This window comes from Pseudosulfitobacter pseudonitzschiae (assembly GCF_002222635.1).
Classification (GTDB): Bacteria; Pseudomonadota; Alphaproteobacteria; order Rhodobacterales; family Rhodobacteraceae; genus Pseudosulfitobacter; species Pseudosulfitobacter pseudonitzschiae_A.
On the sequence record NZ_CP022415.1, the window covers coordinates 2,838,782 to 2,854,454 of the forward strand.

At 54.8% G+C, this 15,673-nt stretch carries 12 protein-coding genes, 3 tRNA genes and 3 rRNA genes; 1 reads left to right on the top strand and 17 read right to left on the bottom strand.

The genetic code is table 11. The annotated features are described in order from the left end of the window. Window positions 1–56 precede the first annotated feature (56 nt). The 16 genes from SULPSESMR1_RS13995 to SULPSESMR1_RS14070 all read right to left on the bottom strand — a co-directional run bounded on the left by SULPSESMR1_RS13995 (window position 57) and on the right by SULPSESMR1_RS14070 (window position 14,508). On the bottom strand, window positions 57–440 hold the full coding sequence (locus tag SULPSESMR1_RS13995; RefSeq protein ID WP_157729023.1) for a DUF4180 domain-containing protein: 384 nt from the start codon (window positions 438–440) through the stop codon (window positions 57–59). A gap of 188 nt (window positions 441–628) precedes the next feature. Then, complete coding sequence (locus SULPSESMR1_RS25835) at window positions 629–865, bottom strand: DUF1801 domain-containing protein (RefSeq protein ID WP_349813518.1); 237 nt, start codon at window positions 863–865, stop codon at window positions 629–631. Continuing rightward, window positions 787–1,044, bottom strand: coding sequence for a hypothetical protein (locus SULPSESMR1_RS25445; RefSeq protein ID WP_240311405.1), 258 nt, complete (start codon window positions 1,042–1,044; stop codon window positions 787–789). Before SULPSESMR1_RS25445 ends, SULPSESMR1_RS25835 begins: the two co-directional genes overlap by 79 nt. A 233-nt stretch (window positions 1,045–1,277) precedes the next feature. Continuing rightward, window positions 1,278–1,688 (bottom strand): SRPBCC family protein, encoded by a 411-nt coding sequence (locus tag SULPSESMR1_RS14010; protein ID WP_089421380.1) that lies wholly within the window; start codon window positions 1,686–1,688, stop codon window positions 1,278–1,280. After that, window positions 1,685–2,011, bottom strand: a complete 327-nt coding sequence (locus tag SULPSESMR1_RS14015; protein WP_089421381.1) for an ArsR/SmtB family transcription factor — start codon at window positions 2,009–2,011, stop codon at window positions 1,685–1,687. The genes SULPSESMR1_RS14010 and SULPSESMR1_RS14015 overlap by 4 nt, the downstream gene beginning before the upstream one ends. Window positions 2,012–2,208: 197 nt before the next feature. Continuing rightward, window positions 2,209–2,802: a DMT family transporter gene (locus tag SULPSESMR1_RS14020; protein WP_157729024.1), complete on the bottom strand. Its 594-nt coding sequence runs from the start codon at window positions 2,800–2,802 to the stop codon at window positions 2,209–2,211. A 391-nt stretch (window positions 2,803–3,193) separates the two neighbouring features. Beyond that, window positions 3,194–3,270 (bottom strand) — tRNA-Met (locus SULPSESMR1_RS14025). 53 nt (window positions 3,271–3,323) lie between these two features. Further along, a 5S ribosomal RNA gene (gene rrf / locus SULPSESMR1_RS14030) occupies window positions 3,324–3,438 on the bottom strand. Between the two features lie 116 nt (window positions 3,439–3,554). After that, a 23S ribosomal RNA gene (locus SULPSESMR1_RS14035) occupies window positions 3,555–6,385 on the bottom strand. Window positions 6,386–6,925: 540 nt separating this feature from the next. Then, window positions 6,926–7,001 (bottom strand) — tRNA-Ala (locus SULPSESMR1_RS14040). A 21-nt stretch (window positions 7,002–7,022) separates the two neighbouring features. Continuing rightward, a tRNA-Ile gene (locus SULPSESMR1_RS14045) sits at window positions 7,023–7,099 on the bottom strand. Between the two features lie 289 nt (window positions 7,100–7,388). After that, window positions 7,389–8,850: ribosomal RNA gene (locus tag SULPSESMR1_RS14050) — 16S ribosomal RNA — on the bottom strand. The 16S, 23S and 5S rRNA genes sit together here with 3 tRNA genes alongside, the layout of an rRNA operon. Before the next feature lie 900 nt (window positions 8,851–9,750). Next, entirely contained in the window at window positions 9,751–10,356 is a 606-nt protein-coding gene (gene msrQ, locus SULPSESMR1_RS14055; RefSeq protein WP_421086470.1) for a protein-methionine-sulfoxide reductase heme-binding subunit MsrQ, read from the bottom strand. Window positions 10,357–10,412: 56 nt separating this feature from the next. Beyond that, the gene (gene msrP, locus SULPSESMR1_RS14060) at window positions 10,413–11,315 is read right to left on the bottom strand and encodes a protein-methionine-sulfoxide reductase catalytic subunit MsrP (RefSeq protein WP_089421383.1); all 903 of its coding nucleotides are present in this window, start codon (window positions 11,313–11,315) and stop codon (window positions 10,413–10,415) included. Between the two features lie 131 nt (window positions 11,316–11,446). Then, complete coding sequence (locus tag SULPSESMR1_RS14065) at window positions 11,447–12,934, bottom strand: FMN-binding glutamate synthase family protein (RefSeq protein ID WP_089421384.1); 1,488 nt, start codon at window positions 12,932–12,934, stop codon at window positions 11,447–11,449. A 728-nt stretch (window positions 12,935–13,662) separates the two neighbouring features. Then, entirely contained in the window at window positions 13,663–14,508 is an 846-nt protein-coding gene (locus tag SULPSESMR1_RS14070) for an SDR family oxidoreductase (RefSeq protein ID WP_089421385.1), read from the bottom strand. A 114-nt stretch (window positions 14,509–14,622) separates the two neighbouring features. On the opposite strand from SULPSESMR1_RS14070, the gene SULPSESMR1_RS14075 reads away from it, so the two are divergent. Next, on the top strand, window positions 14,623–15,027 hold the full coding sequence (locus SULPSESMR1_RS14075) for a winged helix-turn-helix transcriptional regulator (protein WP_089421386.1): 405 nt from the start codon (window positions 14,623–14,625) through the stop codon (window positions 15,025–15,027). On the opposite strand, the gene SULPSESMR1_RS14080 is transcribed toward SULPSESMR1_RS14075, so the two are convergent. Beyond that, on the bottom strand, window positions 15,024–15,599 hold the full coding sequence (locus SULPSESMR1_RS14080; protein ID WP_240311404.1) for a L,D-transpeptidase family protein: 576 nt from the start codon (window positions 15,597–15,599) through the stop codon (window positions 15,024–15,026). The genes SULPSESMR1_RS14075 and SULPSESMR1_RS14080 overlap by 4 nt on opposite strands. Window positions 15,600–15,673 lie beyond the last annotated feature (74 nt).

Consider the following 15,673-nt stretch of genomic DNA (forward strand, 5'->3'; position numbering starts at 1 on the left):
ACCAAGGGAAAGCAGGGACTTTTGGGGCGTTCTGTGCGGATTTTTGTCCAGCGCCTCTACCATCTCTGCATGACATTTGAGTGACGGCTGTGGGTCTCACTGCTGCCTTGCGGCGGTGCAGCATCCCCCTGATAAGGTGCCTTGCCAACGTCGGGTTGTAGTTGTGGGAGGGCGTGGAGGATCGGAGGATCAGTCATGGAAACACCAAACTTACCTGCCATTCGCGCGCTTCGCTCTGCTTGGAAAAAGGGGCGTATCGTCAGCCAGATCCGATTGATTTTCCCCACAAAATCAGCGCCTGCTTTGCTGAGCGAAACATGAGCGGAAATGTCACCGAAGATCACCAAGCGTACCTGGTAGTTCTGCATTTTCTGAAAGCAGTGCCCAGCCTGCTTATTACCCAGTTCGAAAAAGCCCGGCGCGAAACGGTTCACGGGCACGATAATGGCATCTGCCTCAGAGCCCCATATTCCCCCGGAAGATCCAATGCATCCTGTTCAGTCGACAATGTCGGACCGTCGGCGGCGGCAAAATACAGATTGAAGCCCTGATGCGGGGCCGTGCTCATGTTGCGTCCACTTCCCGCGGTGTTCTGTTGCCTAAGTTTTGCGCTTCCAGCGCCGGCTCCCTAAAGCGTCACGCCCGGAAGTCGGCTGGCCTGTCTTATCCACTCCTCTATTTGATCCTCGTCCAGCTTGCACCCTTCGTGGATGTTCAGATAGCGCGCCCCTTCCGTTTTGGAGCTTGTTGGCGGGATGGGTGACAGGGATGTCCCCCGCATGAACGTCAGCTGAACATAGCGCTTGTAGCAATACATCGAGAAGATCCAGCCGTCGAAAACTTTCCATAAAGCGGTATGTTCCATCTGACGGCTTTTGTGACTTCGGGAAATGCCTGTTCCACAATGACATCGACCCTGCGACCGATATCCTTTTTCCATCCGGGCATCGCGGCGATGTAGGCCTGAACGGGTTCGTCGCCGTCTCCCTTCTGGATTTGGGGATTGCCGCTGGACAGCAGTTTTGGCTTGGCGTCGTTAGTCATGATTTGTTCCCCGAACGCGCTCGCTGAAAGTATGGCAATGCAAATAGGTAAAGGCCTGTTGGCAGCATCACAAAAAGCGGAGCAAGCGGCAGGTAGAAAACCCATTCAACGGGCTGTGGTCGCATCGACGCGATGAAGACCAGGATGAAAAACACGGTGAACACAATCGAGGCCCATCGGTGAACTTGTCTTATGAGATAGTGGAGGCTCACAATGCTTCCTTTCGTATAGTTTCAGTCCAGTTCTGCGACGACTGTTTCGAGGCGATCCAGAAAACGATTCCAGCCTGCCGTCGCGCCGCGATAGGCTTGCTCTTGCTCCTTGCCAAATCCGGTCTGTTCCATCCGAAGGCGCGTGCCGGTTTCGCTCTTGCTCAGGGTCCAGGTCACCACGCTTTCAAGTCCATGCGCCTGCCAGGTGTAAGCCAGTGTCTTGTGCGGCTCGACGGCCACCACCTCACAAGTGACCTTGCCCCACTCAGCTTCCAGCTCGAAGCTGTGGCCGACCGTTGGTCTGAAATCGTTTTGCATCAGCCAATCCTCGATGAGGTGTTTTTCGGTCAGCGCCCGCCACACTTTGTCGGGCGGATGGGCCAGCTCGCGTTCCTTCACAACCGAGCGGGTTTGCTTAGCGGTTTCGGTCATTGGTCCATCCTTCCGAGTAGATTTTCGAGATCATCGAGCTTCTTGTCCCAGAATCCGCCCATGCGGCGGGTCCAGTCGATCAGCGGCGCAAGTGCGGCCCTTTGAGCCGAATAATGTGTCTGACGCCCTTGGTGGCGACCGCCCACCAAACCGGCCTCTTTCAAGATGCCAAGGTGTTTTGAAACTGCAGGCTGAGAAATCCCTGCGTGACCAGTCAGCTCCCCCACGGTCTGTTCACCTTCGCTGCACAGTCGCTCGAAAATGGCGCGGCGGGTTGGGTCAGAGAGCGATCTGAATAGTATGTCATGGGTTTGTTGGTTCAAATCGATAACTCCACGGCTATGAGTAACCTATAGCCGTGAGGTGATGTGTGGTCAAGTCAGGATTCTGGATTTGAGGATGTCCGTCGCTCGACTGTGTCCGCTCACGCCTTCGATCCCGGATTCCAGCTTGACCTTCCACAAGTGGGCGACGGCGTCGTAACTCAGCAAAGCGGACGAAGCTGACATTCGATAAATCTTTATCGCTTGCTGCCAAGGCGTGCCAATAGGACGCCTCCAAGCATGATGCCAAAGCATCCGACCCATGCCGTCGTGTCAGGAACCTCATTGAAAACTAGAATGCCCAAGATGGCCGAGAACAGAAGCCAAGAATAATCAACGGGTGCGACGATCGATAGCGGGGCAGAGCGATAGCCGCGAATGGTACAATATTGGCCAACAACGCCCATCGGACCAAGGAGCAGACACAGAGTTGTAGTTTTCAGGCTGACGGGCTGCCACTCGATCAAGGCTGGGAATAACATCAGGCAAAAGCCGAAAAACGTCACATGTATCATAACTGTGAACGCTCGCTCGGAGCGGCCCAGAATGCTTATCAAAAGCCCTTCGAGAGCGAAAAGGACAGCGCTTGCTAAGGCAATCAGCGCAGGCCTAACCGAAACGCCGCTTTGAAATGCACCTTTACTGAACATGATGATTCCGACGCCAATCAGCGACACCACCACGGCAAACCTGTACCTGCCGCTGACAGATTTTTTCAAGACATCTGTTCCCAGGAAGATGGCAACTACGCCGTAGCTCATCCCGATTGCCGTTGCGTCGATCAGAGGCATATGGACAGATACCCATGTGATCGCGACCGCGGCCCCGCAACCACTGACCGCCCGCGCAAGATGCACGAGCGGCTGTTTGCTCCGTATTGCCCTCGGCCCGCCTTTGCCGGGCATCCCCGCCGCCCGTTACTCTAAGCCGGAACAAGGGCGCTGCAATCTGCACGACCCTCACGGCCACGCTGAACGAGCCAGACCTGAAGGTGCGGGCGGCTGAAGCGCTGCGGGGTCTGATTTCGAATGTTCGGATGGAACCGGTTCCCAAAGCCCTTGGGAAGCACCGGACGCTGCTGGCAGGTGACCTGGCGGCTATTCTCGCGTGCGGGGTTACCAAAACGGCAAAATCCCGCCGTAGCGGGTTCTGGGGTATCTGGATTTGTTGAAGAGTTAGTGTTGGTTGCGGGAGTAGGATTTGAACCTACGACCTTCAGGTTATGAGCCTGACGAGCTACCGGGCTGCTCCATCCCGCGCCAGATGGTTTGAGGGATCGTTTAGAGAGATACGCATTCGGAGGTTTTACTAGGTTTGGCAATGACCTACTCTCCCACGTCTTAAGACGCAGTACCATCGGCGCTACAGCACTTAACTGCCAGGTTCGGGATGGGGCTGGGTGTTTTGCTTGCGCTATGATCACCAAACCAAGAAAAACCTCTGAATGTCCAAGTCATGTACGACTGTATTATGTGTATGCTTTTGATTGTCTTTCGATGCGGTCATTCACGGTTTTCACTGTGAAGTCTTGCTTCTACTGGATCAAATCAAGCCTATCGAGCAATTAGTACCAGTCAACTGAACGCCTTACAGCGCTTACATCTCTGGCCTATCGACGAGGTGGTCTACCTCGGCTCTCAGGGATACCTTGTTTTGAGGGGGGCTTCCCGCTTAGATGCCTTCAGCGGTTATCCTGTCCGATCATAGCTACCCAGCACTGCCGTTGGCACGACAACTGGTCCACCAGTGGATCGTTCACCCCGGTCCTCTCGTACTAGGGGCAACTCCTCTCAAGTATCCTACACCCACGGAAGATAGGGACCGAACTGTCTCACGACGTTCTAAACCCAGCTCACGTACCTCTTTAAACGGCGAACAGCCGTACCCTTGGGACCTGCTCCAGCCCCAGGATGAGATGAGCCGACATCGAGGTGCCAAACACTGCCGTCGATATGGACTCTTGGGCAGTATCAGCCTGTTATCCCCGGCGTACCTTTTATCCGTTGAGCGATGGCCCTCCCACTTGGGACCACCGGATCACTATGGCCGTCTTTCGACTCTGCTCGACTTGTCAGTCTCGCAGTCAGGCTGGCTTCTGCCATTGCACTCAACGAGCGATTTCCGACCGCTCTGAGCCAACCTTCGCGCGCCTCCGTTACGCTTTAGGAGGCGACCGCCCCAGTCAAACTACCCGCCACACAGGGTCCCGGATCCGGATAACGGACCGCGGTTAGACAACAAGCGAGGCAAGGGTGGTATCTCAAGGGTGGCTCCACAAGGACTAGCGTCCCTGCTTCAAAGCCTACCACCTATCCTGCACATGCCTGACCTATTGCCAGTGTGAAGCTGTAGTAAAGGTGCACGGGGTCTTTCCGTCTAACCGCGGGAAACCTGCATCTTGACAGGTAATTCAATTTCGCTGAGTCTATGTTGGAGACAGCGGGGAAGTCGTTACGCCATTCGTGCAGGTCGGAACTTACCCGACAAGGAATTTCGCTACCTTAGGACCGTTATAGTTACGGCCGCCGTTTACCTGGGCTTCAATTCAGAGCTCTCACCCCTCCTTTTAACCTTCAGGCACCGGGCAGGCGTCAGACCCTATACGTCGTCTTACGACTTCGCAGAGCCCTGTGTTTTTAATAAACAGTCGCCACCCCCTGGTTTGTGCCCCCAGCCTCTAGTTGCCTAGAAACTGGGCCTCCTTCTCGCGAACTTACGGAGGTATTTTGCCGAGTTCCTTCAACATAGTTCTCTCAAGCGCCTTGGTATTCTCTACCAGTCCACCTGTGTCGGTTTAGGGTACGATCTAGCGATGGAGCTATTTCCAGGAACCTCTAAGCAGCCCATTCAATCCGATAAGGATGAACTACCTTCGAGATCCGTCACTTCCATCTGGCCCAGGAATATTAACCTGGTTCCCATCGACTACGCCTTTCGGCCTCGCCTTAGGGGTCGGCTTACCCTGCTCAGATTAGCTTTAAGCAGGAACCCTTGGACTTTCGGCGAGGGAGTCTCTCACTCCCTTTGTCGCTACTCATGTCATCATTCTCACTAGTGATCTCTCCACCGGATCGCTCACGCGCCGGCTTCACAGAAAACTCCGCGTCTCCAATCGCCCCGAAGGGCTTAAGGAGACATGGAATTATGTCACACTACGCTCTGCTACCATGCACTATGTGCATCCTAAGCTTCGGCTCATGGCTTGAGCCCCGTTACATCTTCGCCGCAGGACAACTTGATTAGACCAGTGAGCTGTTACGCTATCTTTAAAAGATGGCTGCTTCTAAGCCAACTTCCTGGTTGTTTTGGTCGTCCCACCTGCTTTCCCACTTAGCCATGAATTAGGGGCCTTAGCTGTAGGTCAGGGTTGTTTCCCTCTTCACGACGGACGTTAGCATTCGCCGTGTGTCTGCCATCTAGTACTCCCCGGTATTCGGAGTTTGGTTAGGATCAGTAAGCCTGTGGGGCCCCATTACCCATCCAGTGCTCTACCCCCGGGGGTATTCGGATGACGCTCTACCTAAATAGATTTCGCAGAGAACCAGCTATCTCCGAGTTTGATTGGCCTTTCACCCCTAGGCACAACTCATCCCGACCTTTTTCAACAGGTGTGGGTTCGGACCTCCAGTAAGTGTTACCTTACCTTCATCCTGGTCATGCCTAGATCACTCGGTTTCGGGTCTGATCCCACGAACTCGACGCCCTATTAAGACTCGCTTTCGCTGCGCCTACACCTAACGGCTTAAGCTTGCTCGTGAGACCAAGTCGATGACCCATTATACAAAAGGTACGCTGTCAGGCCTCAAGGGCCCTCCAACTGATTGTAGGCGTTCGGTTTCAGGTACTGTTTCACTCCCCTCGTCGGGGTGCTTTTCACCTTTCCCTCACGGTACTGGTTCACTATCGGTCAGTAAGGAGTACTTAGCCTTCGAAGGTGGTCCTCCGATCTTCAGACAGAATTTCACGTGTTCCGCCCTACTTAATACGTCCTATCGTGCTTCATATACGGGACTGTCACCCACTATGGTTGGCCTTTCCAGACCATTCTATTCACATTCAAGGCTCGGCTGGTCCCCGTTCGCTCGCCGCTACTAGGGGAGTATCAATTGATTTCCTTTCCTCCGGGTACTTAGATGTTTCAGTTCCCCGGGTTTGCTTTTCTAAACCTATGTATTCAGTCTAGAAATACCTGGTTTACCGTATTATTAGCCACCCCGAAGGGTAGTAATAACACAGTATCAGGTGGGTTGCCCCATTCAGAAATTCATGGATCAAAGCTTATTCTCAGCTCCCCATGACTTATCGCAGAGTATCACGTCTTTCATCGCCTCTTACTGCCAAGGCATTCACCAAACGCCCTTTTCGCGCTTGATTTGATCCAGAAAAAGAAAGACTTGAAGCCAACCTGCAACCTTGCGGCCACAAGAAGACGTCGCATCAAACACGACCGGGCAGCTGGTAACTAAACCCGATCTTCTTCTGGGATCAAAAGTATACTTTTTCCCGCCAGCATGTTTGTGCATGCTGACAATGAACGGCTCTTGAGTGTTCACCATCCGTGCAGGAAGTGAACAGAACCGTTCTGGTTAGTGTACTTGACTTGGACAACACGTTCTTTTCAGCTGGCAGACGCTTGGGGGACCGAGGAAACAGTCCATGCAAACGCTCGCTTGAACCAAAAGGCCCAAGCACCAAACTGAGATCATCCAAATACTTATGGTGATCAAACAGTGTTGATTATGTATCTCTCTATACGATGTCAATTCGTCTGCAGAACAGAAGCTTGCGCTTCGTCCGAGAACAGACGTTCGAACATTCACAGAATGCTCGAAGATATGTTCTACTAAGTAATGGTCTTCTGATTGCTGCTGCGTAGCAATTCCCAGACCTACGTCCCTTTCTTCGAAAGAGACTTGGTGGAGCCTAGGAGGATCGAACTCCTGACCTCCTGAATGCAAATCAGGCGCTCTCCCAGCTGAGCTAAGGCCCCATCTAACCCCTTGCGGGATACTGGTGGGTCGAGGAGGACTTGAACCTCCGACCTCACGCTTATCAGGCGTGCGCTCTAACCACCTGAGCTACCGACCCGGTTTTCATTTTGCGTGCAAAACAAAACCCGTGTGCGACAGGGTATTGCGAAGCAATGCCCGTAAGCAGCACTCAGTGGTTATGTCACCTGACAGCTGCCGGTAACGGCTGCTGCCGCGTTTTCCTGAAGAGATATGAGGACGGCTCGGTCCGAAGGGTCATCTTGCGATGCCCTAAATATGGACAGCTTTGTTTGCTGTCCTGCTAAGTGTTTCACGAGCTTTATGCGCTACCGCTTCGCTACTTGAGCGCGTTGGCATCACTTAAAATCTGCTAGAAACATCCTTAGAAAGGAGGTGATCCAGCCGCAGGTTCCCCTACGGCTACCTTGTTACGACTTCACCCCAGTCGCTGATCCTACCGTGGTCCGCTGCCTCCTCGAAAGGTTGGCGCACGGCCGTCGGGTAGAACCAACTCCCATGGTGTGACGGGCGGTGTGTACAAGGCCCGGGAACGTATTCACCGCGTCATGCTGTTACGCGATTACTAGCGATTCCGACTTCATGGGGTCGAGTTGCAGACCCCAATCCGAACTGAGACATCTTTTGGGGATTAACCCACTGTAGATGCCATTGTAGCACGTGTGTAGCCCAACCCGTAAGGGCCATGAGGACTTGACGTCATCCACACCTTCCTCCCGCTTATCACGGGCAGTTTCTTTAGAGTGCCCAGCCGAACTGCTGGCAACTAAAGATGTGGGTTGCGCTCGTTGCCGGACTTAACCGAACATCTCACGACACGAGCTGACGACAGCCATGCAGCACCTGTGCACTGGTCCCGAAGGAAAGTCCCATCTCTGGGATTGTCCAGGCATGTCAAGGGTTGGTAAGGTTCTGCGCGTTGCTTCGAATTAAACCACATGCTCCACCGCTTGTGCGGGCCCCCGTCAATTCCTTTGAGTTTTAATCTTGCGACCGTACTCCCCAGGCGGAATGCTTAATCCGTTAGGTGTGTCACCGAACAGTATACTGCCCGACGACTGGCATTCATCGTTTACGGTGTGGACTACCAGGGTATCTAATCCTGTTTGCTCCCCACACTTTCGCACCTCAGCGTCAGTATCGAGCCAGTGAGCCGCCTTCGCCACTGGTGTTCCTCCGAATATCTACGAATTTCACCTCTACACTCGGAATTCCACTCACCTCTCTCGAACTCAAGACCAGGAGTTTTGGAGGCAGTTCCAGGGTTGAGCCCTGGGATTTCACCCCCAACTTTCTGATCCGCCTACGTGCGCTTTACGCCCAGTAATTCCGAACAACGCTAACCCCCTCCGTATTACCGCGGCTGCTGGCACGGAGTTAGCCGGGGTTTCTTTACCAGGTACTGTCATTATCATCCCTGGCGAAAGTGCTTTACGACCCTAAGGCCTTCATCACACACGCGGCATGGCTAGATCAGGCTTGCGCCCATTGTCTAAGATTCCCCACTGCTGCCTCCCGTAGGAGTCTGGGCCGTGTCTCAGTCCCAGTGTTGCTGATCATCCTCTAAAACCAGCTAAAGATCGTAGACTTGGTAGGCCATTACCCCACCAACTATCTAATCTTACGCGGGCTGATCCTTCTCCGATAAATCTTTCCCCCGAAGGGCGTATATGGTATTACTCTCAGTTTCCCGAGGCTATTCCATAGAGAAGGGTACATTCCCACGCGTTACTAACCCGTCCGCCGCTCGCCCCGAAGGGTGCGCTCGACTTGCATGTGTTAGGCCTGCCGCCAGCGTTCGTTCTGAGCCAGGATCAAACTCTCAAGTTGAAAAGCAATTGCTTGCTTATCCTTGACGTCGAACCTCTGCACATCGACCTGCATCACTTACTGAATGATACAGGCGTCTTTTCTGTTTGTTGTGCTTTCAGTTACCAAAGTAACCGAAGGCCGTCCAAACAGTGAAGCTGACACTCTATAATCGGTAGCGAGCCTAAACCCATTCCCTAAGAGCGCGATATACAGACGTTGATCCATCGAATGAACCAAACCGCCCACATATCTCTTCAGATATTATCAATTTCAAAGAGCGTAGAGACAAAAACAAACCGTGATGCGCCCTAACTTCTTGGCGCGCCCCGCCTGCTCTATCTCTGTTTTTCGTTCCGCCTCAAAACCACCGCGTCTCCGCTCCGGCCTCTCTGGCGCCCCGCCGATGCATCACTGCGCCGCCGGTGAAGGGGGTTCTAAGTCTAACACCCAAAACCCGCAACCCCTTTTTTTAACATTATGAACGTTTTCTGAAAAAACCCGTTTTCTCTATGTAAATCATGCCCTTGGGTTCTCAATATTTCGTGGACCCAAGGTCAAATCGGTCGATTATTACCCGACGCACGCAGATCGGTTACCGCGAGACAGGGTATCAACCGACTTATCCACAGACTCGGATCAGCGATTGGCAGGATTCAGGGCCCAAGAATCGCGAATTTGGTGATTTGAGTCGGGTTAAAGGGGCAAATTTTGAAGATTCTCTTCACCCGGCTCTCCGATTCACTCAATCGGATCACCGTGATTCCACCGGTTCGCCACCCGTTTCGCGATTTTGACGCTATCCGCATCTTCAGATTGTGCAATTCTTTGGGGCATGGGATCGAAACATCTGCCTGCTTCATGAGCGGAGTGAAAACACGCCACCGTATTTTACAGAATTTCCCCGAAAACTGGATCGGTCTAGGCCGTCACCCGTTTGGGCCAGCGCAGGCGCAACGCCAACAGCCCCACAATGATTGACATATAGACCAGCGGTTCGATCTGGATGCCTTTGACAAGCCAGATGTAATGCACGCCCCCCAATACAGCCGCCAGATAGGTGAGCTTGTGCAGCTTACGCCATGCCGGTCCCAGTTTACGGATCGACCAGTTGTTAGAGGTAAGCGCCAGCGGGATCATCGCCACAAACGCGGCAAAGCCGATCGTCACATAGGGACGTTTGACAATGTCAGCCCAAATCTGGCTCCAGATTTGCACGTCGAGAAATAGCCAGACGGCGAAGTGCAGGCAGACATAGGAAAAGGTTGCCAATCCCACTGCGCGGCGAAAGCGGATCAGGTTCACCCCGGCAAAGCGGCGCAGCGGCGTGATTGCCAGCCCCGCAATGATCAACTTTAGCGCCCATTGACCCAACTCATGCTCCAGCCCCTTGACCGGGTCGCGCCCCAGACCACCGGTAAAGCCCTGATACACCAAAAACGGCACCGGCAGCAGCAACACTATATATACGACCCATGTGGGGATGCGCCGCGCCGCGCCATTGATCTGATTCACCATCGCTGCCATCGGTTGTTCAATTCTTTCCGCGCGATGCACATTATGCGTTCCGCTCGCAAACAGGGTCAGAAGTTCGCCTTGAGGTCCATGCCCTCGTAAAGGCTGGCAACCTCTTCACCATAGCCGTTGAACATCAGCGTCGGGACGCGACGGGCAAACAGGCCACCGCCCAGAGGTCGCTCGCTGGCTTGCGACCAGCGCGGGTGACTGACCTCGGGGTTTACGTTGCTGTAAAAACCGTATTCACGCGCATTTGCCTTGTTCCAACTGGTCGGCGGTTCCTGATCGGTCAAGGTAATACGCACGATCGACTTGATCGACTTAAAACCATACTTCCACGGCACCACCAAACGCATAGGCGCGCCGTTCTGGTTGGGAATATCCTTACCATAGATACCTGTCGCCATGATCGTCAGCGGGTGCATTGCCTCGTCCAGACGCAACCCCTCGACATAGGGCCAGTCGAGCACGGGATAGCGCACACCCGGCATCTCGTCAGGACGCAGCGCGGTTTCAAAGGCCACGTATTTCGCGCCCGACTGCACACCCGCCATATTCAGCAAATCAGCCAGTTCGAACCCGTTCCATGGCACCACCATCGACCACGCCTCGACGCAGCGAAACCGGTAGATGCGCTCTTCGATGGTCATGGATTTCAGAATATCTTCCATTGCGTAGTCCGCAGGCTTGTCCACCATGCCATCAATTTTCACGGTCCAGGGGTGCGTGGTCAGCGCACTGGCATATTTTGCAGGGTCTTCTTTGGCTGTGCCGAATTCATAATAGTTATTGTATTGGGTGATATCTTCCCATGCATTCGGCTCAAGCGCGTCCTGCGCCCGCGCGCCGCCTGCCATGCCCACCAACCCAAGGCCCACCGCCCCGGCGATCAGCTGCCGCCGGTTCAGGAATGCAGCTTCGGGGGTCACGTCCCGTTCGGTCAGTGTGTTTGTCCAGCGATAGGCCATTCTGGTTGTCTCCTCATCCGTTTCACAACGTTATGCACAGAATGTGGGGCAAACAAATGCGCGCGCCAGCCAGATCACGCGAAGTTGGCCCCGTGTAACAATTGCCGTTCATAAGATGTACGAGACGCCAGCTATCGCTCGGTGCGCGGGCCGGGATAGATTTCGTTCATTGGCACAGACTGGCCGCTGCCCTGCATGATCCGCACATGCCGTCGCCGCAAAAGACGCGGCTCGGCCACCCCCACAGAATGTGCGATGACCTCGACCTCGTGAATGATCTCTTGGGCATAGCGCGCCACCCGCTCGTCCTTATCCTCGACCACCAGACCCTTTTGCAGACGCGGATCGTGCGTGGTGATGCCTGTGGGGCAAGTATTCTTGTTGCATTTCAGAGACTGGATGCAGCCCAACGAGAACATGAACCCCCGCGCCGAGGTAATGAAATCCGCCCCCGCTGCCAGCGCCCACGCCACATCACCCGGATTGACCAGCTTGCCACTGGCGACCAGACGGATGCGATCTTTCAATCCGGCCTCGTTGCGCAGATCGGCGGCCAGCGGCAGCGATTCCCGCACCGACATGCCCACCAGATCAATCAGCGGCATGGGGGCAGCCCCGGTGCCACCCTCGCCGCCGTCGATGGTAATGAAATCCGGCGCGCACGCCTCTCCACGTTTCTTGATCGTCTGCATGAAATCGCGGAAAGATTCCCTGTCGCCAACAACGGTTTTGATGCCCACAGGTTTGCCGGTGATGTCGCGCAAGCGCACGATCATATCCAACAGGTCGTCCCAATCATCAATCTCGACGTGGCGGTTGGGCGAAATCGCATCAATACCAACGGGCAGGCCGCGAATTTCGGCAATTTCGGGGGTAACCTTGGCACCGGGCAGAATGCCCCCCTTGCCGGGCTTGGCCCCTTGGGCCAGCTTCAGCTCGAACATCTTGACAGAGGCATTCGCGGCAATCTTGCGCAGCTTGTCTTCGTTTAACGAACCATCCGCGTTGCGTACACCGAACTTGGCCGTGCCGATCTGGAAAACAATATCGCAGCCGCCTTCAAGATGAAAGGGGCTTAGCCCACCCTCGCCGGTGTTCATCCAGATGCCCGCTTTGGCCGCACCGCGACTAAGCGCGCGTACAGCAGGACGTGACAGCGCGCCATAACTCATGCCAGAAATGTGGAAAAATGAGCGCGCCGTATAGGGCATCCGTGCACCCGCCCCGATCACCATCGGCTCGGAACTGGCAAACTGGTCGTCCAGTGGCGGAAAGGCAGCGTTGACAAAAATCGGCGTGCCGACAATGGACAGGTTTCGAGTTGATCCAAAAGCCACCGTATTACTGTGCGGCTCGCCCGTGCGTTTGACCCAATCCCGCTGTGCGCGGTTAAACGGCAGCTCTTCGCGGTCCATCGCGAAAAAATACTGGCGGAAGAATTCACCCAACGTCGAAAAGATATGCCGAAAGCGCCCGATCACCGGATAGTTTCGTCGGATTGCGTCCTCGGTCTGCAGGCGATCGAGAACAAACAAAACCACCACAAACAGCAGCCCCGCGCCAATCAGCCCGATGAACGCAAAAGAAAGGAACTCCAGCAGCGTCAGTGTCGTACTCATTTCGCTCTCTCCCATGGTCATCGCCTTGGTCGCACAATTAAGCCACGACCACGTCGACGCAAGGGCACACGGGCGTCATAATGTAGCAGAGGTTCACCGGCACACCAACGGATCGCGCCCCAGAAGCGTGAAAAACCCTGCCATTCCCACATACTCAGGCAACAGTATCTAGCCCCTGCCCGCCAAAAGCGCAGGAAAACCCCAAGCATAACTTGGTCTCCACACACCGGCAGAAAACGTAGATACTTATCCCAACTATTTTTTAGAAAGCTATAATAACGGCCTGCCGAACGACAACGGGCTTTCCAATGGCATCAACGGTCAACTTGGTCTGCAAAGCGGGCTTAACAGCGACACTGCGGACGCCATAGCACTGAAGGTCATCAAGGGATTCACCTACATCATTGTTGTAACGGTCGACACATCGCTTGCAGGCACACCGTTTACTGTCAGAATTGGCGATCAGACGGGCACCGCCGCCGGTCGTGGTGGAACATATGGAATCACGATCAGCTTTATCGCAGATGCAACCGAAACCATCTTTCTCGATGTCTCGCAATTTGGCGGCGGCGGGCGCGGTATGCGTGTGGTGCTACAAAAAGTGGACGTGGCTGATCTGGATAACAGCGACTTCATCTTCAAGGTAACCTCGATACTCCGATGACGTCAAATATCTGCCTGTGAAAAGGGGCGTCCGCAATCGAGCGCCCCTTCGAGTTTGTCGTGGTTTATACCAACGCGTCCGACACTGATTTGGACATCGGCGTAGTGTCTCGCCCAATCAATTGCGACAGATCCTTTCCATCGTGAAACAACGCCCCGCGAGATGCATCCACGTCAAAGCTGGCCAAGGCTGCGGCAAAGCCTTCGGGCAGACCGACCGAGACCAAAATCTTGGAGTATTCGTCCTGTGGCAGGTTCTGATAGGGAACCGTCTTGCCGGTCTGCGCACTTACCTCGATGGCCAGATCGGTCAGTGTATAGGCGCTGTCGCCTGCCAACTCATAGGTTTTGCCGGCATGATCGCCCGAGGTCAGCACAGCCACCGCAGCAGCGGCATAATCCGCACGGGCTGCCGAACTGATGCGTCCGTCACCTGCCGACCCGACAAGCGCACCGGCCTGCACCGCACCCGCAACCGAGCCTGTATAATTCTCGGTGTACCAACCATTGCGCAAGATCGTGTAGGTAAGCCCCGATGCTTTGATCAACGCCTCTGTCTCGCGGTGCTCTACGGCCAACGACATGGGTGACGTATCGGCCCGCAGCAGGCTGGTGTAAATAATGTGCCCGACGCCAGCCGCCTTGGCCGCATCAATTACGGCGCGGTGCTGGGCGGTACGCTGGCCAATCTCGCTGCCAGAAATCAACAGCAGCTTGTCTACGCCATCAAGTGCGGCAGCCAGTGTTTCGGGAACGTCATAGTCGGCCTCGCGCACCCTCACGCCAAGGTCAGCCGCCTTTTCCGGGCTGCGCGCCAAAGCGACGATTTCGCCTGCGCCCCGCTTGGCCTTAAGGTCAGCGATGACCAAACGGCCCAACTGTCCGGTTGCGCCAGTTACTGCAAGTGTCATGGGATGTTCCTTTTGATGTTATGCGTTGCCCCACCAGAGCTAGACTATTTACTTACGAAAAGTAAGTACGTACATAAATGTAAGTGAAGGATTTCTGAGACACGGAGCGCCGCCATGACCGAACACACCCCCGCCCTGACCCCCGAGCCTTTGTCCGAACGCGTAAGGCGCGGCGATCTGATGGCGGTACAATGCCCGTCACGCGATGTACTGAAGCATGTGACCAGCCGCTGGGGCGTTCTGGCATTGATGGCGCTTGACGATAACACCCTACGCTTTAGCGCCCTGCGCCAGCAGATTGGCGGCGTCAGTGAAAGAATGCTGGCCCAGACCCTGCAAGCGCTGGCCGCCGACGGTTTCGTTGATCGCGTGTCCTTTGATGTGGTGCCGCCACATGTGGAATACAGCCTGACCCCGCTGGGCCGCGAAGTGGCCGAAAAGGTGCGCGGGCTAGCTGACTGGATCGAGGTATCAATGCCACGGATCACCGAGGCACAGCAGGCACGCAAAAAGGATTAATTCGCCAACGGCATCCATCGGGCTGCGATGGTTATCGGTGTTCCGTCTGGCGTATGGGCCCAGATCTCGCGCATTTCGCGGTTGGTTACGGCAATGCAGCCATCCGTCCAGTTCATCAACAGATGTAATCCGCCGATAAAACCCCATCCGTTCGGCAATCCGTGGATCATGATATTACTTCCGGGATCGTAACCAGCCTGCAACGCACGCGCGCGATCCCCAATTTCGGGATAGGAGATGTGCAGGCTCAGGTGCGCAACTGATCGCGGATTGCGCCAGTCAATCCGATACGCGCCTTCTGGCGTCCGCTCGTCACCTTCTTGCTGCTTGGGGCCGTCATTCCAACGCGCACCCATCGCGATGTTGTAGGATTTCATCACGTTTCCATCTCGCAGCAGATATAGTATCCTGTCCGCTTTCGAGACGATGATCTGATCGGCCAAAAACTCGACCTGCACGAACGCAGGAACCGTCGCCCAAGGCAGTCGAGCCATCACCTTGGTATAGCTGAACGCCGCGATCACAATCAGCACAAGCACCAACAAAGCACGAACCAAAATACGACGTTTCAAATGGTTTCCTCCGATCACCAATTGGAACTATAGCGGAATACATCACCACAGCAATGTCCGGAGACCACCCGCCC

Excerpts from the sequence above, each read along its gene's own strand:
- SULPSESMR1_RS25445 (WP_240311405.1), bottom strand. The coding sequence starts at position 1,044 with ATGACTAACGACGCCAAGCCAAAACTGCTGTCCAGCGGCAATCCCCAA.
- SULPSESMR1_RS14070 (WP_089421385.1), bottom strand. The coding sequence starts at position 14,508 with ATGACACTTGCAGTAACTGGCGCAACCGGACAGTTGGGCCGTTTGGTC.
- msrP (WP_089421383.1), bottom strand. The coding sequence starts at position 11,315 with ATGGCCTATCGCTGGACAAACACACTGACCGAACGGGACGTGACCCCC.
- SULPSESMR1_RS14075 (WP_089421386.1), top strand. The coding sequence starts at position 14,623 with ATGACCGAACACACCCCCGCCCTGACCCCCGAGCCTTTGTCCGAACGC.
- SULPSESMR1_RS14065 (WP_089421384.1), bottom strand. The coding sequence starts at position 12,934 with ATGAGTACGACACTGACGCTGCTGGAGTTCCTTTCTTTTGCGTTCATC.
- SULPSESMR1_RS25835 (WP_349813518.1), bottom strand. The coding sequence starts at position 865 with ATGGAACATACCGCTTTATGGAAAGTTTTCGACGGCTGGATCTTCTCG.
- SULPSESMR1_RS14010 (WP_089421380.1), bottom strand. The coding sequence starts at position 1,688 with ATGACCGAAACCGCTAAGCAAACCCGCTCGGTTGTGAAGGAACGCGAG.
- SULPSESMR1_RS14020 (WP_157729024.1), bottom strand. The coding sequence starts at position 2,802 with ATGCCTCTGATCGACGCAACGGCAATCGGGATGAGCTACGGCGTAGTT.
- msrQ (WP_421086470.1), bottom strand. The coding sequence starts at position 10,356 with ATGGCAGCGATGGTGAATCAGATCAATGGCGCGGCGCGGCGCATCCCC.